We start from the raw sequence: 22704 nt of genomic DNA, 5'->3' as shown, positions 1-22704 counted from the left end.
GGCTCCACCCCGCGGGAACGGGCCGACGACCTACCCGCGGCGCACGACCACCGTCCCCTGCTGATCAGCGAAACACCTGCCGCCCGTCGACACAGCCGAATGAGATGGCGGGGTGTTTGACGCACGAAGGGCCCTGGCCCTATCTTCGTCGTCCTGACCTGCGGAAACATCGAACTGTGCGGGCGGACTCGGTGAGATGACCTCTGTCGAGCGGATCGTCGTGGTGGGCGCGGCCGGCCTCGGTGCGTGGGCGGCCGCCTGCCTCGCGCGCCGGTTCGGGCCCGTGCACCTGATCGGTCCCGGCGGGGAGCGGCTCGCCGACGCCGGCGTCCGGCACCACCCGCACGCCACCGTCCGCGACCTCGACCTCGACACGCCCGCGGTCATCGTCGAGAACGACGGCGGGCGGTTGCAGCGCCTGGTGTGCGACCGGCTGGTCGTGGCGGGGTGGCCGGTGCCGCTGCTGCCGGTCAACCGGTGGGTCGTGGACGGCAAGGTCGCCATCGCCGGGGACGGCGCGGACCTGCGGCTGCTGTCGACCTGCTTCGACGCCAACGGCCTGTGGCGGCCCGCGCTCGCCGACTACCAGCTGCGCCGCCAGTCCGCAGCGGGCTCCCTGCGCTGAACCGGACTCGCCGATGACCCCAGAAGCGCGTGAGAGGGCACACCCGGCACGGGGGGAACGGCGAACCGTGATCGACGACGACGCCCGGGCACGGCTGGTCCGGCGGTTCGGCGACGACGTGACCGGGTGGGTCGACGCCCTGCCCGGCCTGGTCGCCGAGCTCACCGCCCGCTGGGACCTCACGCTCGTCGAGCACGTGCCCGGCGGCACCGGCGCGACGTTCCTGTGCACCGGCGCGGTCCTCAAGCTCCCCCCCCGACCTCGGTGTCGCCGCCCTCGAGGCCCGCGCGCTCACCGCCTGGGCCCGCACCGGCGCGGTGGTCGACCTGCTCGACACCGACCTGCCGCGCGGCGCCCTGCTGCTCGAACGGATCCACCCCGGCACCCCCGCGACCGACCCGGCCCGGGTCGTGCCGCACCTGCACGACGCACCACCCGAGGGGTTCCCGCCGCTGCTCGCCCGCGTCGACTTCCTGTTCGAGACCCTGCTGCCCCGCCGCACCGGCACCTACTACGCCACCGAGCACCGCCGTGCGCGCAAACTCGCGCAAGACAACGTCACACCCGTGCTGCTGCACGGCGACATGCACCCGGCAACGTCCTGCAAGGACCGCACGGGCCCCGGGCCATCGATCCGAGGGCCTGCGTCGGCGACCCGGCGGTCGACTGGTGCGACTTCGTGCACGGCGGCTACGACCTGCCCGGCGCGGACGTCGACCTCGACCGCGTCCACGAGTGGCTCACCGCCTTCGCACCCTTCTACGGCTAGGGTCGGGCACCGTGCGTTCCCACGACTACGGCCGCGACGTCCTGTCGGGCCGCAAGCGCAAGAAGGTCCCCGAGATCCCGGCCGAGCCCGGCCTCGTCGTGGAGGACCCCGCCAGCGGTTTCTGCGGCGCGGTCGTGAAGTTCGAGCACGGCCGGGTCGTGCTCGAAGACCGCCACGGCCGGCACCGGCTGTTCCCGCTCAACCCCGCCGGGTTCCTCGTCGACGGCGAACCCGTCACGCTCGTCAAACCCATGCCGGGGCGGCAGAAGCCGAAGATCAGCGCGTCCGGTTCGGTGAAGGTCGAGGGGCTGCGCGCGCGGACGGCCAAGGCCAGCCGCATCTGGGTCGAGGGCAAGCACGACGCCGAGCTCGTCGAACGGGTGTGGGGCCACGACCTGCGCGTCGAGGGCGTCGTCGTCGAACCCCTGCACGGCGTCGACGAGCTGCCGCAGCGCATCGCCGAGTTCGAACCCGCACCGCACCGCCGCCTCGGCGTCCTGGTCGACCACCTCGTCGCGGGCTCCAAGGAACAACGCGTCGTCGACCGGATCACCGACGCCGACGTGCTGGTCACCGGCCACCCCTACGTCGACATCTGGCAGGCCGTGAAGCCCGCGGCCGTCGGGATCGAGGCGTGGCCGGTCGTGCCGCGCGGCGCCGACTGGAAGACCGGCGTGTGCGCGGAGCTCGGCTGGGGCGAGACGTGGGAGGGCTGGCAGCGCGTGCTGGGCGCCGTCTCCAGCTACCGCGACATCGAGTCCGACCTGCTCGGCGCCGTCGAGCGGCTGATCGACTTCGTCACCGTTCCCCGGGACTGACCCGCGAGCGGTGGGCGGCGCCGGCCCCTCGAAAAGCCGCGCGCCGCTGCCTGGGGTCAGCGGGTGGACCAGGCCGGCGGCAGGCTCGGGCGCACCGTCCTCGGCACCGGCCGTTGATCGATTTCGTCACGGTCGGGGGACCAGCACGGTGAATCCCGGCGCTGTGCACCGCCCGTTGGTGTATGTATGGGCGCATGGCCGCGCTGATCTGGCTGATCGTCGGGATACTGCTCGTCGTCGCCGAGGTTCTCTCCGGTGACTTCGTGCTGGTCATGCTCGGCGCCGCCGCGCTGGCCGCGGCGGGCGTGTCCGCGCTGGGCGCCGCCGACCTGGTGAGCGTGCTCGTGTTCGCCGCGACGTCGCTGGGGCTGATCGTCACGGCCCGGCCGCTGCTCAAGAAGCGCCTGCAGCTCGGCTCCGACGTCCGCATGCACCACGAGGCGCTGCTGGGCGGCAGGGCCGTGGCGTTGTCGCGGGTGGACGAGCACGGCGGGCAGGTCAAGATCGGCGGCGAGACCTGGAGCGCGCGCACCCTCGACGGGTCCGTGGTCGAAGAAGGCGAAGCCGTCACCGTTGTCGAGATCTCGGGTGCGACCGCCGTGGTCATCGCGGCCGTGTGACCCCGTAGAAGGATGTGAACGAGTTGGACCCGATCACCCTCGTGGTCGTGGCCGTCATCGCGATCTTCGTGCTGACCATCGCCGTGAAGTCGGTGCTGGTCATCCCGCAGGCGCAGGCCGCCGTCATCGAACGCCTCGGCCGCTTCCGCACCACCGCGGCACCCGGCCTGAACATCATGGTGCCGTTCATCGACAAGGTGCGTGCCCGCATCGACCTGCGCGAGCAGGTCGTGTCGTTCCCGCCGCAGCCGGTGATCACCCAGGACAACCTCACCGTTTCGATCGACACGGTCGTGTACTTCCAGGTCACCGACCCGCGCTCGGCGGTGTACGAGATCTCGAACTACATCGTCGGCGTCGAGCAGCTCACGATCACGACGCTGCGCAACCTCGTCGGTGGCATGAGCCTCGAGGAGACGCTGACCTCGCGCGACCACATCAACGGCCAGCTGCGCGGTGTGCTGGACGAGGCGACCGGCCGGTGGGGCCTGCGCGTGGCCCGCGTGGAGCTCAAGTCGATCGACCCGCCGCCCTCCATCCAGGACTCGATGGAGAAGCAGATGCGCGCCGACCGCGAGAAGCGCGCCATGATCCTCAACGCCGAGGGCCAGCGCGAGTCGTCCATCAAGACCGCGGAGGGCCAGAAGCAGTCGCAGATCCTCGCGGCCGAGGGCGCCAAGCAGGCGGCGATCCTCTCGGCGGAGGGGGAGCGGCAGTCGCAGATCCTGCGCGCGCAGGGTGAACGCGCCGCCCGCTACCTGCAGGCGCAGGGTCAGGCCAAGGCCATCGAGAAGATCTTCGGCGCGATCAAGGACGGCAAGCCCACCCCGGAGGTGCTGGCCTACCAGTACCTGCAGACGCTGCCGCAGATGGCGCAGGGCGACGCGAACAAGGTCTGGATGATCCCGTCCGACTACGGCAAGGCACTGGAGGGCTTCGCCCGCATGCTGGGCGCGCCCGGCGACGACGGCGTCTTCCGCTACGAGGCGCCGGCCGACGACACCGAGCGGCCGAAGCCCGAGGACGACGACGAGTCGGTCGCCGCCTGGTTCGACCTCAAGTCCGACCCGAAGGTCGCCGAGGCCGTCGCCGCCGCGGAGGCGGTGGCGCGTCAGGAGGTGCCCAGCCCGCTGAGCACCCCGCCGCGGCAGGTCGCCGGCGTGGCGCCGGTGCCCGAGCTGGAGGCCGAGCAGCCGCGGTCGCTGCACCAGCCCGACGAGCAGGTCTGAGCACGCACGACACACCACCAGCGGCCCATCCCGATCATCGGGATGGGCCGCTGTCCTGTCTGACCAGGACGAACGGAAAGTTCCAGGAAATGTTCGGGTCGTGTGTCGATCGAAGCGCCCGCCCGTTCGACCTGGGCGTGAAAGGGTCCACAAGGGACCCGCACGAACCACCCGGGAGAGACCACCATGAAGTTCATGCTGATCTGGCGCGTGACCTCCGACGAGGCGTGGAACAACCTCGGCGACATCGACTTCGACCAGATGCTCGAGACCGTCGGCAAGTTCAACGAGGAGCTCATCGACGCCGGTGTGCTGATCGCCGCCGAGGGCCTCGCCCCGGCCGAGGAGGGCGTGGTCGTCGACTTCTCCTCCGAACCGCCGGTCGTCACCGACGGCCCGTACGGCGAGACCAAGGAGCTGTTCAACGGCTTCTACCTGATCAACGTCCCCAGCATCGAGGACGCCGTCGAATGGGCCAAGCGCACCCCGATGACCGCCGCCGGGTTCAAGACCGAGATCCGCCGGGTGCCGACGATCGACGAGTTCCCGCAGGACAACGAGTGGATCAAGAAGGAACGGGCCTGGCGCGAGGCGACCGGCCAGCTCTGAGCTGATCGCGCTGATCTATTTTGGGCGCCATGAGCAGCGGTGACCCCACGGGACGCAAGGCCGTCGCGGCGGTGTGGCGCATCGACTCCGCGAGGATCATCGGTGCGCTCACCCGCTACACCGGCGACTTCGCCCTCGCCGAGGACCTCGCCCAGGAGGCGCTGGCCGAGGCGCTGGTGACCTGGCCGCGCGAGGGCGTGCCGGCCAACCCGGCGGGGTGGCTGCTCACCGTCGGGCGGCGGCGTGCGATCGACGCGTTCCGCCGCCGCAGCACCCGTGACGAGAAGTACGCCGCCCTGGCGCACCACCTGCCCGAGGGCGGCGCTCTCACCGGCGCCACCGAACCCGGACCGGCGCCCGACGACGTGCTGTGGGACCCCGACCAGATCGACGACGACACCCTCGCGCTGATGTTCACCTCGTGCCACCCGGTGCTGTCGCGGGAAGCCGCGGTGGCGCTGACGCTGCGCGTGATCGGCGGGCTGACCAGCGACGAGATCGCACGGGCGTTCCTGGTGCCCACGGCGACGGTGCAGGCCCGCATCACCCGCGCGAAGAAGACCCTCGGCGCGGCGAACGTGCCGTTCGAGGTGCCGCCGGTCGGCGAACGCCCGGCCCGGCTCGCCCCGGTGCTCTCGGTCGTCTACCTGATCTTCACCGAGGGCTCCTCCGCGAGCTCCGGGGACGAGGTCATCCGCTTCGACCTGGCCGGGGAGGCGCAGCGGCTCGCGCGCATCCTGTCGCGGCTGATGCCCGCCGAACCCGAGGTGCACAGCCTGCTCGCCCTGCTGGAACTGACCGCCGCCCGCTTCCCGGCCCGCCGCGGCCCCGGCGGGGAGACCGTGCTGCTGCAGGAACAGGACCGGCGGCGCTGGGACCGCTCCGCCATCGCCCGCGGCCGCGCCGCCCTGGCGAGGGCCGCGCAGGCGGGCCGCGGCTACGGCTACTACGGGCTGCAGGCCGCGATCGCCGAGTGCCACGCGCTGGCCGGGTCGGTCGAGGAGACGAACTGGGACCGCATCGTCGCCCTCTACGACGGCCTCGGCAAGCTCGCCCCGTCCCCGGTCGTGGACCTCAACCGCGCGGTCGCCGTCTCCATGGCCCGGGGACCGGCCGCCGCGCTGCCCCTGGTCGACGCGCTGGCGGCCGGTGAGGCGTTCAAGGGTTCCCACCAGCTGCCGGGCGTGCGCGGGGAGCTGTTGCGCCGGCTCGGCCGCCGCGACGAGGCCCGCGCGGCGCTGGAGCAGGCGATCGCGTTGTGCGGCAACGAACGCGAGCGCGAGGTGCTGACCGGGAAACTGGCGCAACTGTGATCATCTGACCGCGCGGGGTGAACCTCGAATCCGTTAGGGCGACATCGGTGGCACTCGACCGGGTGACGCGGGAATGATGTTGTGATGCACTCGCTGCCCGCCACCGTGGCCTCCGCGCTCGCCGAGGCCGACAGCGAGAGCACCGACTGGCCCGCCCGGTGGCAGGCGCTCACCGCCGTGTCGGTCGAGCTGCAGTCGTTGCTGATCACCGACCCCGGACCGGAGCTCGTCGCGCTGATCGAGCAGATCGTCACCCAGCTCGCGGACGGGGTCGCCGCGAGCTGGCCCACCGCGTGGAGCTGGCCGAGCTGGCCCACCGCGTGCTGGACACCCACGCCCGCGCGTGCGCCGAGACCACGGCCGACCCCGTGCGGCTCGCCGACTGGCTGCTCGACCTGCAACTGCGGCACCCCGAAGCGCCCGACGTCGGCCTCGCCGCCTACGCACGGGCCCTCGACGACGACGGCCTGCAGCGCTACCGCGACCGTGCCGTCGCGCTGTTCGAGCCGCTGCCGGTGATCGGGTTCGGCGAGACCGGCCGCTACGACCGCGCCCGCTGGGCGTTGCTGCGCGTCATGGAAGAGCTCGCCGAGTACACCGAGGACGTCGACCTGCAGCTGCTGGTGCTGTCCAAGGACCTGTCCTCGGGCTGGCACTACCTGCAGGTGGCGACCGTGCTGCGCGACAACGGCCGCTCCGGTGAAGCCCTGGAGTGGGTGGAGCGGGGCCTGCGCGCCGTGGGCGGCCGGGGCGCGGCGCTGCGGCTGATCGACCTCGCGGTGGAGGAGCACGTACGGCGGGGCGCGCCCGAACAGGCGGTGCGGGTGTGCCGGGAGGCATTCCTGACCCGGCCCAGCCTCGAGGTCTACCTCAAGATCCGCGCGCTGGCCGTGCACACCGAAGGGTGGCCGCCGCTGCGCGCGGAGCTGGTCGAGCACCTCGTGCGGGACGGCAGCCGTCTGGCGATCGAGGTCTACCGGCGCGTGGTCGAGGTGGAGCTGGCGCGCCGCGGCGTGCAGGAGCAGGACGTGGTCGTGGAATGGCTGCGGCAACTACGCGGTCTGCAGCCCGACGCGTTCGCCGACTACCTGGACCACATCAGGTCGCGGCACGTGGCGGACCGGGAACTGCTCGACGAGTTGTCCCGCCGCGGATTCTGATCGCTCCCACTTCGGATAGTACGTACTCGTACTATTCTAGTTCGCCTGACCGAGGCCGGAGGGGGTTCGGTCCGCCCACGGCCGGGCGCGCTCCAGCTGGGCGGAGACCGACAGCAGGGTGCACTCGTCGTGCTGGCGGCCCACGAGCTGCACCGCCAGCGGCAGCCCCGACGAGGTGCGCCCGGCGGGAACCGACGCGGCGGGGTTGCCGACGATGTTCCACAGCGGCAGGAACGTGGTGTAGCGGGCGGCGGCGAGCAGGGCGGTGACGACGTCGCGGCCGTCCCACTCGCCGACGCGGATCGGCGGACGGGTCAGCGCCGGGGTCAGCAGCACGTCGACGGAGGTGAACACCCGGTTCGCGTACGCCGTGAGCGCGGTGTCGGATCCGGTGGCCCACCGCACCAGGCCGCGCGGCACGCGGCGTCCCAGCTCGGCGGCCGTGCGGGTGCGGGCCTCGACCAGGTCCGGGAGCTCCAGGCCGGCGCGCGCGAGGTGCGCGTTGTGCAGGTAGCGCAGCGCGAACTGCGTGGAGGCGGCGAGGTCGCGCATCGGCGGGTCCAGCCGCACGACGTCGTGGCCGAGGTCGGTGAGCAGCGCGGCGGTGTCCTGCACGGCGTCGCGCACCTCGTCGGCGATCGGGATGCCCGGCCCCCACGGCCGCAGCGACACCCCGATCCGCAGCCGGCCGGGGTCGGTGCGCGCGGCCTCGGTGAAGCTGGTCCGGGGCGGGTGCGCGACGTGGGCGTCACCGGGGGCGGCGCCGTGGATCTGGTCGGCGACCAGCGCCCAGTCGCCGACCGTGCGGGTGAGGGGGCCCGCGACCACGAGACCGCCGAGCATCTGCGGTTCCGGGGCGAGGGAGACGCGGCCGCGCTGGGGCTTGAGCGCGAACAGGCCCGTCACCGCGGCGGGGATGCGCAGGGAGCCGGCGCCGTCGGTGCCGATCGCCGCGGCCGCGAGGCCCGCCGCCACGGCCGCGGCCGAGCCGCCGCTGGACCCGCCGGGGGAGTGCGTGAGCGACCACGGGTTGCGCGTCGGCCCCGCCCAGCTGCTCTCGGTGTGCGGCCACAGCCCGAGCTCCGGCATGCGGGTGCGGCCGATGACCACGGCCCCGGCCGCGCGCAGCCGCGCCACGATCGCCGAGTCGGCCGGCTGCGGGGCGCGGGCGGCGTTGGTGCCCTTCGTGGTGGGCAGGCCCTCGACCGCGATGTCCTCCTTGACCGCGATCGGCACGCCCAGCAGCGGCAGGTCCTCACCCGCCGCGCGGCGCGCGTCGGCCCGCTCGGCCTGCGCCAGTGCCTGCTCGGTGAACACGAGCCGGAACGCGTTGAGCTTCGGGTCGATGCGCTCGATGCGGCGCAGGTGCTCGAGGACCAGCTCGCGCGCGGTCACCTCACCTGACCGCACGGCGTGCGCCTGCCTCGCGACCCCGGCGAAACACAGCTGCGTCAGCTCCATGAACCGAATCCAAGCATCGACCGGTGATCTGCGGAATGGGAGTGGTCCGCCTGAAGGTCCTCGCGATGGCCGCGACGGTCCTCGTCGCCTTGAGCACGCTGGTGTCACCGGCGTACGCCGTCACCCCGGTGTACCGCCACGAGATCATCGACCGCGCCAACAGCCGGCTGACCGCCGACACCGGCGTGCGCGTGCCGTACGACATCCACTCGCACCGGGACGGGCCACCGCCAGGACTGCACCGGCTACGTCTCGATGACCGCGCGCCTGGACAAGCCCGTCCCGATCACCGTCGAGCTCGCGTCCGGGACGTGGTCGGAGCCGATCGCCACGTCCTCACTCCGGCGCGGCGACATCGTCGTGGACGGCATCGGCGCCACCGCGCAGGACCGGCACGTCGTGATCTTCGACCGCTGGGTCGACTCCACCCGCCGCGCCCACGTCGCCTACGGGCAGCGCGGCGGCCACGGCACCGACTGGCGCAGCCTCACCCACGGCCTGGAGGCGAGCTCCCGGTACAAGGCGCGGCGGCTCAAGAACGTCATCGACAAGTGAGGCCGGGGGTGCCCGCCGAGTGCGGTGGGCACCCGCTCACGCGCCGCGGCGGCTGCGGTGCTGGGCGACGGCGACGCGGTTGGCGCACCTGGTGGAGCAGAAGCGCCGTTTGCCGTTGCGGCTGGTGTCGACGAACACCGTGTCGCAGCCCTCGCGGCCGCACCAGCCGATGCGCCCGGCGTCCTCGCAGAACAACGCCGCCATGCCCGCCGCGGTGTAGGCCTTGACCCGCACGTCGGTCGGCGCGTCCTCGCGGGCGTAGTGCAGGTGCGGGGCGCGGCCGTCGTGGGTGGAGATGTAGTGGGTGGTCGACGAGCGGGCGAGCAGGTCGTTGAGCAGCTCCACGGTGGGCGCGCGGAACACCTGGCGCAGCAGCTCGACCCAGTCCCGCACGTCACGTTCCTGCCGGGCGTCGAGCGACCCGAGGGGCTTGTAGTCGGAGGCTTCGAGCAGCTCGATCAGGGGCTGGGCGGGATCGGCGTTGACCAGCTTCGCCGCCAGCTCGGCGGCCGCCCCGCCGTAAGGGTTGAAATGCACTAGACCATGACACCAGGCTGGGGGTCATGATCGCCACCTGCCCCGCCTGCCACTGGCCCTGCACCGGCGCCGTCTCCGCGCACGGCCCCGTCGCCTACGTCCGCTGCGTGTGCGGCCTGTTCCTCGTCGTGGAGAGCGGAACGGTCACCGCCACGGCCGGGACCAGCGCGTTCGCCCCGGTTCACCACACCGGTGGTGATCTTGCTAGTGTCGCGGACCGTGAGCCGTCGTGATCTGCTGTGCGACACCGCGATCCAGATCCTCGCGGTGGACGGCGGCCGGGGCCTGACCCACCGCGCGATCGACCGCGAGGCAGGCGTCCCCCTCGGCACCACCAAGAACTACTTCCCGACCCGTGAGGCGATCCTCACCGCCACCGCCGCGCGCATGACCGCCCTGCACCGCGCCGCCGTCGACCGCCTGCGCGAGACCACCCCGGCCGGCATCAGCGCCGCCGACGTCGCCGAGCTCTACCCGGCCCTGCTGCGCCGCGCGGTCGCCGACGACCCGACGCAGATGCTCGCCATGGTCGAGCTGTACCTGGAGGCGGTGCGCCGGCCGGGGGTGCGTGAGGCGTTGTCGGGCATGGTGCTCGCCAACGCCGAGGCCGCCGCCGCCCTGCAGCAGAAGGCGGGCCTGCCCTCCACCGTCCGCGACACCGGCCTGCTCGACGCCTACTTCCTCGGCGTGGCGATCTCCTTGCTGGCGCTGCCGCCGGAGACCCTGCGCACCGTCGGGCTCGACGACCCGTACGAGCTGGGCATCGGCGTGTTCTGCGCGACCGTGCCCGCCGCCGCCCCGCCGCGGGACCGCTCAGCCGGGCCGGGCTGAGCCCGGTTCCGCGATGCCGGCGTAGCGGTGTGCCAGCTGCCGGCACGCCCGCACGAGCGCGGACGGCCGCACCTCGGTGAGATCGGTGTCGAACGTGGCGAGGATCCCGGCGATGCCGGCCCAGGACCAGGCGCCGAGCGTGAGGCGGCTGTGGCCGTCGTCGAGGTGTTCGACGACGGAGCCGCCCGGCGCCCAGCGGGCCACGACGTGCGCGGGCAGGGCGAGGCGGGCGGAGCCGGTGCACTGCCAGGCCGCGGGGGTGTCGCCGCGGTCGTGGCTGGTCATGACGAAGTGCGCGATGTCGCCGCCGGGCAGCTCGCGCGGGGCGAAGCGGCGGCCGGTGGGGCGCGGGTGCAGCCGGTCCACCCGGTCCACCCGCCAGCGCTGCTCGTCGAGGTCGTGGCCGACGAGGTACCACCGCCCCGCCCACACGACCAGGTGGTGGGGCTCGAGGCGGTGCGCCGCGGTGAAGTCCGGCTCGCCGGGGGCGGCGCGCGTGCCGTCCGGGCGCAGGACCTCCGCGACGAGGACGTGGCGCAGCCGCACGGCGGTGCCGACGGTGCTCAGCGCGGCGGGGTCGATCGGGGGCGCGGGGAACTCCCAGTAGTTGCGCAGCCTGGTCAGGCGCAGGGACTCCATCGCGGCGCGCAGCGTGTCGGGCATGGCCTGCTGCACGGTCACCAGGGCTCGCGCGGTGTCGTCCTGCAGGCCGAACACGGAGCTGGGCGCGGTCTGCAGCGCGATGGCGACCGCGAGCGCCTGGTCGTGGTCGAACAGCAACGGCGGCAGGGTGTGCCCGCTGCCCAGCCGGTAGCCGCCGTCCGGGCCGCGCACGGTCATCACCGGGTAGCCGAGCTCGCGCAAGGTGTCCAGGTCGCGCCGCACGGTGCGTTCGCTGACCGCCAGGCGGCCGGCGAGGTCGCGCAGCCGCCACGTCGCCCGCGAGCCGAGCAGGGACAGCAGCCGCAGCGCGCGGTGTGACGTGGTCGCCATCGCGTCATCGTGGCAGCAGTACTGGCCGTCCGGTGTCCACTGCTGCTGCCAGTGTCGATCTCGACGGACGTCGGCGACGGAAAGGCTGGTCGGGTTGTGCGCGTAGTCGTGGTCGGAGGAGGAATCGGCGGGCTCGCCCTGGGGGCGGGGCTGCGCCGCGGTGGTCACGAGGTGGCGGTGTTCGACCGCGACACCGACATCGCCGCGACCGGCGGGTACCACATCACCCTCGACGAGCGGGCCCTGGCGGCGCTGGAACGGCTCGTCGCGCCGCAGGTGGTGCGCCGGCTGCTGGCGTCGGCGTCGGCGCTGCGCCTGCGCGACCGCGACGTGTTCTTCGACCACCGCGGCCGCGTGCTCGGCCACGGCCCGGACCTGTCGGGCAGCGCGAGCATCGACGTCGACCGCATCACGCTGCGCACGCTGCTGGCGGACGCCGTCGGCGAGGACCTGCACCCGGGCCGGGCCGTGACGGAGGTGGGCACCGGCGGCGACGGCAGGCCGCGGGTCGTTTTCGCCGACGGCGCGGTGGTCGAGGCGGACCTGGTGGTCGGCGCCGACGGAACCCACTCGGTCGTCGCCCGCCACCTGGCGGGAGCCCCGACCCACCGGCCCGCCGGCATCATCGGGTTCTCCGGCCGCACCCGCCGCGCCGACCTCACCGCCGCCGGGCAGCACCGCCTGGGAACGCGGTCGGCGATGGGCATCGGCCCGCGGGGCGCCGCGCTCTACGTCGGGTTCCTCGACCCGGTCGGCAACGCCGCCCTCGACGCCCCCGAGCTCAGCGCGTCGGTCACCACCGGCCCGACCTACATCTGGGGGGCGATGTTCCCCGAGTCCGCCCGGACCGGCTCGCTGCGCGACCTGCGCGGCGCCGAGCTGCAGGCCGCCCTGCTCGACCGGTTCCGCGAGCACAGGTGGGCCGAGCACACCCTGGAGGTCCTCGCGCGCGCCGACCCCGCCGGTGTGGCCGCGTTCCGGTTCAACGCCGCCTCGACCCGTGCCGCCGACCTCGCGCCCTGGCCCGCCGGTCGCATCACCGCCCTGGGCGACGCCGTGCACGCCACCCCGCCCACCGCGGGCATGGGCGCCGGCGCGGCCGTGCGGGACGCCGCCGACCTGCTGGCCGAGCTGGACGCCCTGCCCGGTGCCGCGGGCGTCACGGAGGCGGTCGGCCGTTTCGAGGCGCGGATGCGCGTACGCGGCGCCGAGGTCCTCACGGCGGCGATGAGGACCGTGCGGCTGATCCTGGCCACCGACACCGTTCCCGGCGCCCTGGCCACCGCCGCGCTGTGCCCGCTGCTGGCCGCCGCCACCCGCCTTCGCCGCCCACCCGCCGCGCACGCCGGGCCGTAGCGGGCACGCACGGCGCCGAGGGTCTCGCGGTCAGCGGTGGACCCGCACCCGCTGCTCGATCGCCGTCGCCACCAGCGCGATCGCGACGTCCGGTGACTTGCCGCAGCTCGCCGGGCGCGGCGGCACGGGCTGCTCGGCCAGCGACACCCGCCACTCGCGGCCGTCGGCGTGCCGCACGGTCGCGGAGTCCGCGGTCTCGGCGACGACGGTGAGCACGTCGCGCGTCTCGCCGGTCTTCTCGCGCACGGCGACCTCGGCGACCTGGCCGCGCGGGGTGAAGCAGGAACGGCCGCGGCACCGGTCGGCGAGGAGCCCCTCGGTGACGACGCGCTCGGCCAGCCGGTGGTCGAGACGCCCGTACAGGTGACCGGTGGGCAGCAGGACACCGGTGGGCGCGAAGCGGTGCCCGCCGGTGTGCGTGCACTCCCACAGCCGCAGCGCGGTGGCGATCGGGCGGCCGTACAGGGCACAACACACGTCGCGTTTGCTGTTGGTGCAGATCAGCAGCAACGGGTCGTGCACCGGGGTGCCGAACGCGGTGGAGCGGCCCGCGCCCAGGGCCTCGAAGTCCAGCTCCAGCGCCTCCTCCGGGGACGCGAGATCGGCCTGCTCCAGCCATGATCCACCGGGCTTCGTCGAGGCCAGGTACAGGCGCCTGGTCGCGGGCACGTGGTCGTCGGCGTGGCGGCCGGGACGGCGGATGAGCAGGATCCGCACCCCGGTTCCGGCGGCACGGCGGGCCAGTTCGGCACCGAGCTCGGGGTCGAGGTGGCTCTCGGTCAGCGCGTCGCGGCCCCACGGGCCCGGCTGCTCCAGGCACAGCCACGCCGTCGCGGTCGCGGCCGTGCCGGCCAGCGGTTCCCCCGCGAAGTCGGAGAGTGTCGAGCACCTCATCTGCACACTCTATACGGCCGTTCGGGTGAGGAGTAAGGGCAGCCTTACTCACGGTTCGTGGATGCTTCGAGAGCGGGCTTCACCTGTCCGGCCGTCGTGAAACGAGATCGGGCGAGTGTCACGGCACCGCAACCCGAAGCCGCAGCACTTCCGGGCGGGGGGTGGCGATCAGCTCGTGGAGCCGCGGCGGCGCACCGGCCGTCGCGGCAACAGCGCCGGCACCGCGACAGCCAGGGGATTCGCGCTCGAACACATAGGGTGGCGGCATGACAACGGTGATCACCGGGGGAAGCCGGGGTATCGGTGCCGCGACCGCGCGCAGGCTCGTGCGCGACGGGCACCGGGTCGTGATCAGCTACCGCCAGGCCGCCGACGAGGCCCGCGCACTGCAACAGGAGCTGGGCGTGCTCGCGGTGCGGGCCGACACCGCGAACGAGGACGACGTGGTGCGCCTGTTCGACGCGGCCGGCGACGACATCACCGGCGTGGTCAACAACGCGGGCATCACCTCCCCGTCCGGCCCGCTGGCCGAGCTGCGCACCGAGGACCTGCGCCGCGTCGTGGACGTCAACGTCATCGGCGCGATCTTCGTCGCCCGCGAGGCCGCGCGGCGCATGACCCGCGGCGCGATCGTGAACGTCTCCTCCGGCGCGGCCACGCTGGGCAGCCCGGGGGAGTACGTGCACTACGCCGCCACCAAGGCCGCCGTCGACGCGCTGACGATCGGCCTGGGCAAGGAGCTCGCGCCGCGCGGCATCCGCGTCAACGGCGTGCAGCCCGGCACCGTGCGCACCGACATCCACCGGCTCTCCGGCCAGCCCGACCGCCCCGACCGCGTCGCCGGGCGGGTGCCCCTGGGCCGTCCCGGCGAGGCGGAGGAGATCGCGAACGCCATCGCGTGGCTGCTCTCGGACGAGGCCTCCTACGCCACGGGCTCGATCCTGCGGGTGACCGGCGGAACGTGACCGCGCGATCTGCGTCCGTTCGCCTCTGCGGGCGTCCGGTGCGCTGCCCCTAAGCTTCACCGTCATGTCCGCGCCCGCGCTCACCGACTTCGTGCTCGCCCACACCTCGCCGGTGCCGGTGCCGCTGGTGCCGGAGGTGGTGCTGCACAGCGCGGTCGAGGCGATGGACCTGTGGGAACGCACCCGCCACGACCAGCCGCCGTTCTGGGCGTTCCCCTGGGCGGGAGGCCAGGCCCTCGCGCGGCACGTGCTCGACCACGCGGACCTGGTCCGCGGCAGGAAGGTCTTCGACCTCGCGTCCGGCTCCGGTCTCGTGGCGATCGCGGCGGCCCTGGCCGGAGCCGAGTGCGTGACGGCCAACGACATCGACCCGCTCGCGCTCGCGGCCGTGGAGCTCAACGCCGCCGCCAACGGCGTCACCGTCACCGCCCTGGAAGGTGACCGGCTCGGCGGCGACGCCCGCGGAGCCGACGTCGTGCTGGCCGGGGACGTGTTCTACGACGCGGAGATCACCGCCTTGGTGCTGCCGTTCCTGGCCAGGGCCGCCGCACGGGGTGCGCTGGTGCTGCTGGGCGACCCGGACCGCGCGCACCTGCCGCGGGACCGGTTCGCCGCCCAGGCCCGCTACGAGGTGCCGGTGCCGCTGACGCTGGAGAGCACCGAGACCCGCAGCGCCACCGTCTGGCGCGCCTAGCCGAGCCGTTCCACCACGAACGCCGTCAGGAACCCGGCAGTCGTGCACAACCCGGTGTACAGGCGCGCGCGTTCGTAGGCCTCGGGGATCATCGTGTCCGCGATCATCGCCAGGATCGCCCCCGCCGCCACGGCCGTGATCACCGCGATCAGCTGCGGCGACGCCCCGTCGAGCAGCACGTTGCCCAGCGCCGCGGACACCCCGCTCGCCACCGCGATCGCACCCCACACCCCGAACACGTACCCGGCGCCGCGGCCCGCGCGTTTCATGCCCGCGACGCTGGAGAGCCCTTCCGGGACGTTGGAGATGACCACCGCCGCCAGCATCGCCACCCCGACCCCGCCGCCGCCGAGCAGCGACACCCCCAGCACCACCGACTCCGGCACGCCGTCGAGCAGCGCCCCGACCGCGATGGCCGACCCGCTGCCCTCCTGCTCGGACTCCGTGGGCTGGTTGCTGCTGCGCTTGCGGTGCCGGGCACCACGGCGGGCGAGCACCGCGTTGGCCAGCACGTACACCACCGCACCGCCGAGGAAACCCACGGAGGTCGCGAGCAGGCCGCCGGTCTGCTCGGCCTCGTCCATCAGCTCGAACGCCGCGGCCGCCATCAGCACCCCGGCACCGAACGCCATCACCACGGCGACCACGTCCCGCGGCACCCGGACGAACCAGGCGACGAGCGCCCCCAGCACGAGCGCACCGCCGCCCGCCAACCCCCACACACCCGCTTCGACCCACTGAGGCATGCCCCGGGATGACCTTCAACCCCGCGAGCTACACCTGGAGATCACCACGCCCACCGAAGGCGCATACCCGGAAGGCGTCGGGGGAGCACCGACACCCGAACTCCGGCGCCCTCGGCATCGCCGGCCCACGACCCTTGCGGCCAGAAGCCGTCCTAAAGTGTCGGACCATGCTGGAAACCTCGGCGCGCCTGCTGCGCCTGCTCGCCCTGCTGCAGTCACGCCGCGACTGGCAGGGCAGCGAACTCGCCGACGAGCTGCGGGTCAGCCCCCGCACCGTGCGCCGCGACGTCGACCGGCTGCGCGAGCTCGGCTACCCCGTCAACGCCACCACCGGCTCCTTCGGCGGCTACCGCCTCGGCGCCGGCGCCGAACTCCCGCCCCTGCTGCTCGACGACAACGAAGCCGTCGCCGTGGCCGCCGCCCTGCGCGCCAACCCCGTCACGGGCCTGCAGGAGGTCTCCCTGCGCGCCCTGCTCAAGCTGGAGCAGGTCCTGCCCTCCCGCCTGCGCCACCGCGTCGCCGCCCTCGACCAGGTCGAGTCCGTCCCGCACGACCACCCGGCCCCCGCCCTCGACCCGGAACTGCTCTCCACCCTCGCCGCCGCCTGCCGCGACAGCGACACCCTGCGCTTCGACTACCGCTCCCACGACGGCACCGCCACCCGCCGCCGCGTCGAACCCCACCGCCTCGTCAACTGGGGCCGCCGCTGGTACCTCGTCGCCTTCGACGCCGAAAAGCAGGACTGGCGCAGCTTCCGCGTCGACCGCATCGACCCGCCCCGGCCCCCGCACGGCCCCCGCTTCACCCCGCGCGAGTTCGACGCCACCGGCTACGTCGCCTCTCGCGTCAGCCAGGCCGCCTGGCGCTTCCAGGCCCGCGTCCTCGTCCACGCCCCGGCCGACGCCGCCGCCGCCCGCATCCACGCCGCGGTCGGCACCGTCGAAGCCGTCGACGACACGACCTGCGTCCTCGATGTCGGCTCCGACTCCGTCGAGACCCTCGCCGTGTGGCTCGGCGCGCTCGGCTTCGACTTCGAGGTCACCTCACCACCCGAGCTCGTGGCACACGTTCGCTCTCTTGCGGCCCGCTACGCCCGCGCCGTACAAGACTGAGCATGGCCATCACCGGACGGGACATCGAGCACCTGCTCTACACCGACACCCCCGACCCGGTCCTGGTCGTGCACCAGGGGTCGACGCAGATCGTGGCCGCCGCCGAACTGGGCGGCCACACCGGCGCGGTCGTGGTGTGCTCGCGCACCGAGGTGCTGCGCAAGGTGGGGGAGCGCGACCTCAGCGAACAGGATCTCGCCGCGATCGCCGGCTCCCTGACGGCGGCCATTCAAGACCCAACTCAGCCGCCGCCGCCTTGGCCCGCTTGAACAGATCGGGTCGTCCTGTGCACACGTCCTCGTCGATTCCGGTGAGCAGTTCCTCCGTGGAGAGGTACGCGCGCCCCGCCGGGAACTGGAAGCCGCGCTCGTGCAGCCGCATCCACGCTTCCACCACCTCGGCGCTGTCGTACACCCACTCCTCCGCGAAGGCCGAGAGGATCGCCAGGTCGTCACCACCGATCCCGATGCGAGCACACGACTCACGATGCCGCAGGGAGGCCTTGGTCAATCGCCGCAGCACCGGCACACACCTCGACACGGGTGTCGCCGCCAGCTCGACGAGAGTGACGGCATCGTTGATCGAATGCACGGACGTCAAGGGCTGCATCGCGTCCCGCCACGTCAGGCTGACCTCGTCCAAGGTGACGTACGGCTCCGACATCAGCAGCCATTCCGGCTCCGCCTCGGTACCCGCTCCCTTGTGCAGGCTGAGGTGGAAGTGCTGCTCGCGGTCGCGGGTCAGCCACACGCACCGCACGAAACTCGCCCACTCCGCGGCGGACAGCCGCGACTTCCAGAACAGCGTCGCCCGCCGCCAGTCGTCGACGCCGAACCGCAGATCGGGCGCGTACACCTTCTCCCGCAGCACCAGCGTCAACGTCACGAGGTTGGCCGCGTACTTCGCCTCACGGGTGGAGTCGGGCAACGGGACCGGCTCGTACGCCGGCCGCGTCGCGCGACGGTCGTCCCTCGTCTCCAGCAGTCGCACGACCAGGTCGAACATCCGGTCGTCGTCCGCGAGCTCCCGCAGGAAGTCCAGCACGGGCTTGCTGGTGGTCAGCGTCATGAACGACAGCACCGAGTACAGCTCGGTGTCGTCCACGGTGGTCTTGCGGCGCGACTTGGCGGCGTCCTCGCGCAGCAGGTCGGTCAGCGTCCGCCAGACGAACCGCGCCACGAGGTACTCGCCGAAGGTGGCGTGCAGGAACTCGTAGGTCGCGAGCTTCGTGTCGTCGCCCCGCACCGCCTCCGTCTTCTGCACGAAGAAGAACCGCCCCAGCGCCAGGTCACCGGAGGACAGGGGGGTGCGCGCACCCACGGACCTGTCCGCCGAGCCGACCTCGAGCAGCGCGGCGAGGTCAGCCGTCACCTGGTCCCCGGTCACCCACTGCACGCCGCGGTTGAACATCGCGAGCGCCACCACCGACAACCGGTCCAGCTCGAACTCGACGTCGTCGTCCAGGCCCTCCTCGGTGCGTTCGACAGGGGACTTCCCGACCTCACGCCGGGCGAAGCGCTCCAGCAGCCGCTCGTAGAGCTGTCCCCGGCTGATCTGCTGGTGGTCGCGCTGCAACGCGCCGTCCACCGCGTCGTACAACGCCAGCATCAGCAACAGCAGCGGCTGCTCGGCCAGCTCCGGGTACTCCAGCGCCACCCCGGCGGGCAGCGGCGCACCGCCCTCGTTCCACACCCGCAGCCACTGCCGCACCTGCTCGTCGGAGAACGGCAGCAGCCGCACCACGTGCGACATCGGCGGCAACGCCAGACCCGCGCACACGCTGAGCCGACTCGTCACCACGAACGCCGCCGGCCGTTGCTTGTCGGCGAGGTCGCGCTGGAGCTCCGCGATCGTCGTCAGGTACCGGTTCTGGCTCACCCCGGTCGCCTGCATCAGCTCGTCCAGCCCGTCGAGGACCACCACGGGCACCGAACCCCCGGTGGCGCGGGAGAACGCCGCCCAGCCCACGGGTTCGTCGAGCAACCGCCGCAGGCCGTGCTCGATCTGCTGCCGCACGTCCGAGTCCGCCGGCGCGGTGCGCAGCTCGACCCGCACCACGGGTGTCCCCGCGGCCGACAGCCGCGCCGCCAGCACCTCCGTGAGCACCGACTTGCCCGACCCGGGGTCACCCAGCACCAGCAACGGCGACCACCACGCCTCCGACGACGTCAGATGACCCGCCAGGTAGGCGTAGAGATCGGTCCGCTCCGGCCGGTCGGCCCAGTACCCGGCCGTCGAGGGCACCGTCTCCCGGCCGGCGTTCACCAGCAGCTGGAACCGCGGGTCGACGTACGCCTCCCCGAGTGCCGGGATCCGCCGCCCGCCGTCGGAGAGGACCAGCGGCCGTCGCAGCGCCGCCGAGTACACCGCCGCCAGCTCCGTGAGCCACACGCCGCGCACAGGCTCGGCCGTCACCTCGCGCAGCACGTCCTCCAGCCGCGCGAGCGCCGCCCTGGTGGCGCGGTGGTCCTCCATCGACGCCCAGAACGCCACCTCGGGGCAGTCCACCGCGAGCTGCCGGAACAGCTCCTGGTAGCGGCGCACCGCCCGCTCGGGCAGCACCCGGTACGACGCGAGCGCCCGCTCCTTCTCCGCCTCGGAGAGCTCGTCCCACGCCGCCAACCCCGTCGAGACCCATTCGAGGTCGTGGTTGAGCTCCTCGTAGAAGGTGCCGACCACGACCAGGTTCGCCTCGTGGCTGCGGCCCGCCGACGGCGCGGGCAACGGCTTCTCGAACGGGTGCCCGACCTGCAGAAGGTTCTCGTCTTCCGGCGAGAAAGGGAACGGCAGCTCCAGCTCGCGCAGCACCTCGAAGTACGCCGTCACGACGATGACCGAGTGGGCCGCGTGCAGCCGTTGCGTGCGGTCGTAGCGGTTGAGGCCACGGCGCTTCTCGGTCACCTTCGTGACGAGGTCGGAGAACAACCGGGTGAAGTCGGGCTTGGCGTCGAACAGGTCCAGCACCTGCCCCAGCCCCAGCGATCCCGCCAGCAACGCGCCGCCGAGCACCCTGTCCATCGCGGCGACCACCGGGTGGTCCTGGCCGCCGAGGATCTTCACCGCTTCGACGTAGCTGTAGGTCGTCCGCACCCGGACGTGTCTACCTGATCTTGGCCCCGCTCATCCCGAGAACAACACCAAAAGACCGATCGCGATCAGCACGACGGGCAGGGCGACGTGCCCCCACCTCGCCAGAGCGCGCGCCACCACCTGGCGCGAGGCCAGGAACCAGCCCGCGAGACACCACACACCGACCAGCACCAGGAACACCACGACGTAGAGCCACAACGAGTCCGCCACGGCGAACACCGGGACGTACACACCGATGTTGTCGCCGCCGTTCGCGAGCGTCACGCCGGCCATCGCGACAACACCCGGCGCGGCGTCCGGCTCGTCCTCGTCCTCCGACCCCCGCCACAGCGACCAGGCCGCCTTGAGGCCGAGTGCGAGGGGGAGGAGACCCAGCCACGGGCGCACCTGCTCCGGCAGCAGGGAAGCACCGAGCGCGCCGACGACCGCAACGGTCAGGATGCCCGTGAAACCCAGGTACTGCCCCGCCATCACCTGCCACGGCGACCGGGCCCGCCCGAAGAACAGCGCCAGCAGCACCAGGTCGTCGACGTTCGTCACCGCGAACATGCCCGCCGCCTGACCGGCCACCCCCAGATCCACGACAGCATTCTCACCCACACCGAAGCGGATAGAGAATCCACATCCGTGCTAGCGTCACGACGGTAAGTGGATCAACTATCCGCATCGGAGGACGACATGACACGCCGAGCAGTCATCACCGCCGGAACCGGCGGCATCGGACTCGAAATCGCACTCGGACTCACCAGAGCCGGATTCGCCGTCACCGTCATCGGACGCAACGCCGAACGCGGCGCACGAGCCGTCGACACCCTCAACGCCCAACAAGGCCAACCCGCCCAGTTCCTCCAAGCCGACCTCGCCTCACTCGACCAGGTCCGCGCCCTCGCCACCCGCATCACCACCGGGGGAGACCTCGACCTGCTCGTCAACAACGTCGGCGCCATGTACCCCGACCACACCCTCATCGACGGCCTCGAAGCCTCCTTCGTCGTCAACCACCTCTCGCCCTACCTGCTCACCGAACTGCTCCTGCCCGCACTCACCCGCCGCGTCGTCAACATCACCTCCGGCGCCGTCATCACCGCCAAAAAGATCTTCGACCACGTCGAACCACCCGGCGACTACTACGGCTTCCACTGGTACGGACGCGCCAAGCTCGCCAACCTCGCCTACACCCTCGACCTCGCCCACCGACTCGACACCACCGCAGTGGACGTCCTCGCCGCCGACCCCGGGGGAGCGGCCACCGACATGACCGACGGAACCCTGCACGACCCCAAAATCGTCTCCCCGGCCCTGAGAGTGCTCTGGCCACTCGTACGACGCACCTTCGAACGCTCCACCTCCGGCTCCGCCGCCACCGCGGCACTCCCGTCGATCGAAGCCGCCACCGGACCACACCCCAACGGCACCGTCATCGGCCGCCACGGCACACCCGTCACACCCGCCCGAACCGCCACCGACCCCCGCGTGCAGCAAGCAGTACGCCGACTCAGCGAACGCCACGCCCCACTCCGACGCGTTCCGGATGGCGTATCCAATTAACCTGGGAGACATGACGCCCCAGCGAAAGGACGCCGCCCGCAACTGGGAGCACATCCTCACCGTCGCCAGAGAACTCGTCGACGAAGGAACCCCACTGCAGCTCAACGACGTCGCCCGCCGCGCAGGCCTCGGCGTCGGCACCGTCTACCGGCACTTCCCGACCACCGAAGCACTCCTCGAAACCGTCGCCGCACCCCACCTCGAAACACTCGCCGACCACGGCGAAAAATCCCTCGACCACGACGACCCCTGGACCGCCTTCGCCGACTACCTCACCGAACTCGTCGAAGGCCAGGTCACCGACCCCGCCCTCGCCAAGGTCTCCGCCACCGCCCACGACGTCCTGCCCCGCACCACCGAACTCAAGACCCGCATCCTCACCGTCGGCGCCCAACTCCTCGCCCGCGCCCGCGAGGCCGGAGCCCTCCGCCCCGGCCTCGACGACGCCGACCTCGTCCCACTCATGTGCGGCATCTCCTACGCCACCTACGTCCACAGCGACAGCCCAGCCGACCGCCTCCCCACCGCACGCCGCTACCTCGACACCCTGCTCCGCGGCCTACACGCCTGACCGCGGGGGACCGGCAGCCACGAACGCCCGCAACTCCTCAAGCCCCCGCGCCCCACCATCGGTCAACATCCACGTCACACCCGCCGCCTCGTACCCCGCCACGTCCACCGGCAACTCAGACCCACCCCACAGCACCACATCCCCCTCCACCGGCCCACCCGACGCCACGAAATCCGCCTTCAGCCGAGCGGCATCAGCAGGGGAGAGC

At 72.7% G+C, this 22704-nt stretch carries 25 protein-coding genes and 1 pseudogene; 17 read left to right on the top strand and 9 right to left on the bottom strand.

Going from position 1 to position 22704, the window contains the following annotated elements; genetic code table 11:
• Positions 1-196 precede the first annotated feature (196 nt).
• A complete protein-coding gene (locus L6E10_RS32745) occupies positions 197-625 on the top strand; it encodes a hypothetical protein (protein ID WP_236224021.1) in 429 nt (142 codons plus the stop codon).
• Positions 626-867: 242 nt separating this feature from the next.
• Here L6E10_RS32745 and L6E10_RS32740 read toward each other — a convergent pair whose 3' ends face one another.
• Entirely contained in the window at positions 868-1176 is a 309-nt protein-coding gene (locus L6E10_RS32740) for a hypothetical protein (protein ID WP_236224020.1), read from the bottom strand.
• A gap of 229 nt (positions 1177-1405) precedes the next feature.
• Between L6E10_RS32740 and L6E10_RS32735 the strand changes: the two genes are divergently transcribed.
• The 6 genes from L6E10_RS32735 to L6E10_RS32710 all read left to right on the top strand — a co-directional run bounded on the left by L6E10_RS32735 (position 1406) and on the right by L6E10_RS32710 (position 7143).
• The gene (locus tag L6E10_RS32735) at positions 1406-2212 is read left to right on the top strand and encodes a DUF3097 domain-containing protein (RefSeq protein WP_236224019.1); all 807 of its coding nucleotides are present in this window, start codon (positions 1406-1408) and stop codon (positions 2210-2212) included.
• Positions 2213-2406: 194 nt separating this feature from the next.
• The gene (locus L6E10_RS32730; protein ID WP_236224018.1) at positions 2407-2832 is read left to right on the top strand and encodes an NfeD family protein; all 426 of its coding nucleotides are present in this window, start codon (positions 2407-2409) and stop codon (positions 2830-2832) included.
• Between the two features lie 23 nt (positions 2833-2855).
• Positions 2856-4061: an SPFH domain-containing protein gene (locus L6E10_RS32725; RefSeq protein ID WP_240011726.1), complete on the top strand. Its 1206-nt coding sequence runs from the start codon at positions 2856-2858 to the stop codon at positions 4059-4061.
• Between the two features lie 186 nt (positions 4062-4247).
• Positions 4248-4670, top strand: coding sequence for a YciI family protein (locus L6E10_RS32720; RefSeq protein WP_236224017.1), 423 nt, complete (start codon positions 4248-4250; stop codon positions 4668-4670).
• Positions 4671-4699: 29 nt separating this feature from the next.
• Positions 4700-5983: an RNA polymerase sigma factor gene (locus tag L6E10_RS32715; RefSeq protein ID WP_236224016.1), complete on the top strand. Its 1284-nt coding sequence runs from the start codon at positions 4700-4702 to the stop codon at positions 5981-5983.
• 293 nt (positions 5984-6276) lie between these two features.
• Positions 6277-7143: a hypothetical protein gene (locus tag L6E10_RS32710; RefSeq protein ID WP_236224015.1), complete on the top strand. Its 867-nt coding sequence runs from the start codon at positions 6277-6279 to the stop codon at positions 7141-7143.
• A gap of 36 nt (positions 7144-7179) precedes the next feature.
• On the opposite strand, the gene L6E10_RS32705 is transcribed toward L6E10_RS32710, so the two are convergent.
• The gene (locus tag L6E10_RS32705) at positions 7180-8604 is read right to left on the bottom strand and encodes an amidase family protein (protein WP_236224014.1); all 1425 of its coding nucleotides are present in this window, start codon (positions 8602-8604) and stop codon (positions 7180-7182) included.
• Positions 8605-8859: 255 nt separating this feature from the next.
• Between L6E10_RS32705 and L6E10_RS32700 the strand changes: the two genes are divergently transcribed.
• The gene (locus L6E10_RS32700) at positions 8860-9159 is read left to right on the top strand and encodes a hypothetical protein (protein ID WP_236224013.1); all 300 of its coding nucleotides are present in this window, start codon (positions 8860-8862) and stop codon (positions 9157-9159) included.
• Between the two features lie 36 nt (positions 9160-9195).
• On the opposite strand, the gene L6E10_RS32695 is transcribed toward L6E10_RS32700, so the two are convergent.
• On the bottom strand, positions 9196-9696 hold the full coding sequence (locus L6E10_RS32695; RefSeq protein WP_236224012.1) for a CGNR zinc finger domain-containing protein: 501 nt from the start codon (positions 9694-9696) through the stop codon (positions 9196-9198).
• 26 nt (positions 9697-9722) lie between these two features.
• Here L6E10_RS32695 and L6E10_RS32690 point away from each other — a divergent pair, with 26 nt between their 5' ends.
• A complete protein-coding gene (locus L6E10_RS32690) occupies positions 9723-9929 on the top strand; it encodes a hypothetical protein (protein WP_236224011.1) in 207 nt (68 codons plus the stop codon).
• The gene (locus tag L6E10_RS32685; protein WP_236224010.1) at positions 9916-10527 is read left to right on the top strand and encodes a TetR/AcrR family transcriptional regulator; all 612 of its coding nucleotides are present in this window, start codon (positions 9916-9918) and stop codon (positions 10525-10527) included. The genes L6E10_RS32690 and L6E10_RS32685 overlap by 14 nt, the downstream gene beginning before the upstream one ends.
• On the opposite strand, the gene L6E10_RS32680 is transcribed toward L6E10_RS32685, so the two are convergent.
• Positions 10510-11520 (bottom strand): YafY family protein, encoded by a 1011-nt coding sequence (locus L6E10_RS32680; RefSeq protein WP_236224009.1) that lies wholly within the window; start codon positions 11518-11520, stop codon positions 10510-10512. The genes L6E10_RS32685 and L6E10_RS32680 overlap by 18 nt on opposite strands.
• A gap of 96 nt (positions 11521-11616) precedes the next feature.
• Between L6E10_RS32680 and L6E10_RS32675 the strand changes: the two genes are divergently transcribed.
• Positions 11617-12876, top strand: coding sequence for an FAD-dependent monooxygenase (locus tag L6E10_RS32675; RefSeq protein ID WP_236224008.1), 1260 nt, complete (start codon positions 11617-11619; stop codon positions 12874-12876).
• Between the two features lie 30 nt (positions 12877-12906).
• On the opposite strand, the gene L6E10_RS32670 is transcribed toward L6E10_RS32675, so the two are convergent.
• Positions 12907-13770 carry a sucrase ferredoxin gene (locus L6E10_RS32670; protein ID WP_236224007.1) on the bottom strand — a complete coding sequence of 288 codons (864 nt, stop codon included), beginning with the start codon at positions 13768-13770 and terminating at the stop codon, positions 12907-12909.
• A gap of 266 nt (positions 13771-14036) precedes the next feature.
• Between L6E10_RS32670 and L6E10_RS32665 the strand changes: the two genes are divergently transcribed.
• Positions 14037-14735, top strand: coding sequence for an SDR family oxidoreductase (locus L6E10_RS32665; protein ID WP_236224006.1), 699 nt, complete (start codon positions 14037-14039; stop codon positions 14733-14735).
• Positions 14736-14799: 64 nt separating this feature from the next.
• Complete coding sequence (locus L6E10_RS32660; RefSeq protein WP_236224005.1) at positions 14800-15429, top strand: methyltransferase; 630 nt, start codon at positions 14800-14802, stop codon at positions 15427-15429.
• On the opposite strand, the gene L6E10_RS32655 is transcribed toward L6E10_RS32660, so the two are convergent.
• A complete protein-coding gene (locus L6E10_RS32655; protein ID WP_236224004.1) occupies positions 15426-16175 on the bottom strand; it encodes a ZIP family metal transporter in 750 nt (249 codons plus the stop codon). The two genes, L6E10_RS32660 and L6E10_RS32655, sit on opposite strands and share 4 nt — an antisense overlap.
• A 167-nt stretch (positions 16176-16342) precedes the next feature.
• Here L6E10_RS32655 and L6E10_RS32650 point away from each other — a divergent pair, with 167 nt between their 5' ends.
• Positions 16343-17287, top strand: coding sequence for a YafY family protein (locus tag L6E10_RS32650; protein WP_236224003.1), 945 nt, complete (start codon positions 16343-16345; stop codon positions 17285-17287).
• A 2-nt stretch (positions 17288-17289) separates the two neighbouring features.
• Entirely contained in the window at positions 17290-17556 is a 267-nt protein-coding gene (locus tag L6E10_RS32645; RefSeq protein WP_236224002.1) for a hypothetical protein, read from the top strand.
• On the opposite strand, the gene L6E10_RS32640 is transcribed toward L6E10_RS32645, so the two are convergent.
• Together L6E10_RS32640 and L6E10_RS32635 are read right to left on the bottom strand one after the other, a co-directional pair.
• Complete coding sequence (locus L6E10_RS32640) at positions 17468-20377, bottom strand: AAA family ATPase (RefSeq protein WP_236224001.1); 2910 nt, start codon at positions 20375-20377, stop codon at positions 17468-17470. The genes L6E10_RS32645 and L6E10_RS32640 overlap by 89 nt on opposite strands.
• Before the next feature lie 30 nt (positions 20378-20407).
• Positions 20408-20959, bottom strand: coding sequence for a cadmium resistance transporter (locus L6E10_RS32635; RefSeq protein ID WP_374237586.1), 552 nt, complete (start codon positions 20957-20959; stop codon positions 20408-20410).
• A 96-nt stretch (positions 20960-21055) separates the two neighbouring features.
• On the opposite strand from L6E10_RS32635, the gene L6E10_RS32630 reads away from it, so the two are divergent.
• Together L6E10_RS32630 and L6E10_RS32625 are read left to right on the top strand one after the other, a co-directional pair.
• Positions 21056-21925, top strand: a complete 870-nt coding sequence (locus L6E10_RS32630) for an SDR family NAD(P)-dependent oxidoreductase (protein ID WP_236224000.1) — start codon at positions 21056-21058, stop codon at positions 21923-21925.
• A gap of 10 nt (positions 21926-21935) precedes the next feature.
• Complete coding sequence (locus L6E10_RS32625; RefSeq protein ID WP_236223999.1) at positions 21936-22496, top strand: TetR/AcrR family transcriptional regulator; 561 nt, start codon at positions 21936-21938, stop codon at positions 22494-22496.
• Here L6E10_RS32625 and L6E10_RS32620 read toward each other — a convergent pair.
• A pseudogene (locus L6E10_RS32620) lies at positions 22485-22704 on the bottom strand (hypothetical protein); the annotation flags it as partial. The gene L6E10_RS32625 and the pseudogene L6E10_RS32620 sit on opposite strands and share 12 nt — an antisense overlap.

It is taken from the genome of Lentzea sp. CC55 (assembly GCF_021056325.1).
Taxonomy (GTDB): domain Bacteria; phylum Actinomycetota; class Actinomycetes; order Mycobacteriales; family Pseudonocardiaceae; genus Lentzea; species Lentzea jiangxiensis.
This window is presented reverse-complemented; position numbering and strand designations above follow the sequence as displayed.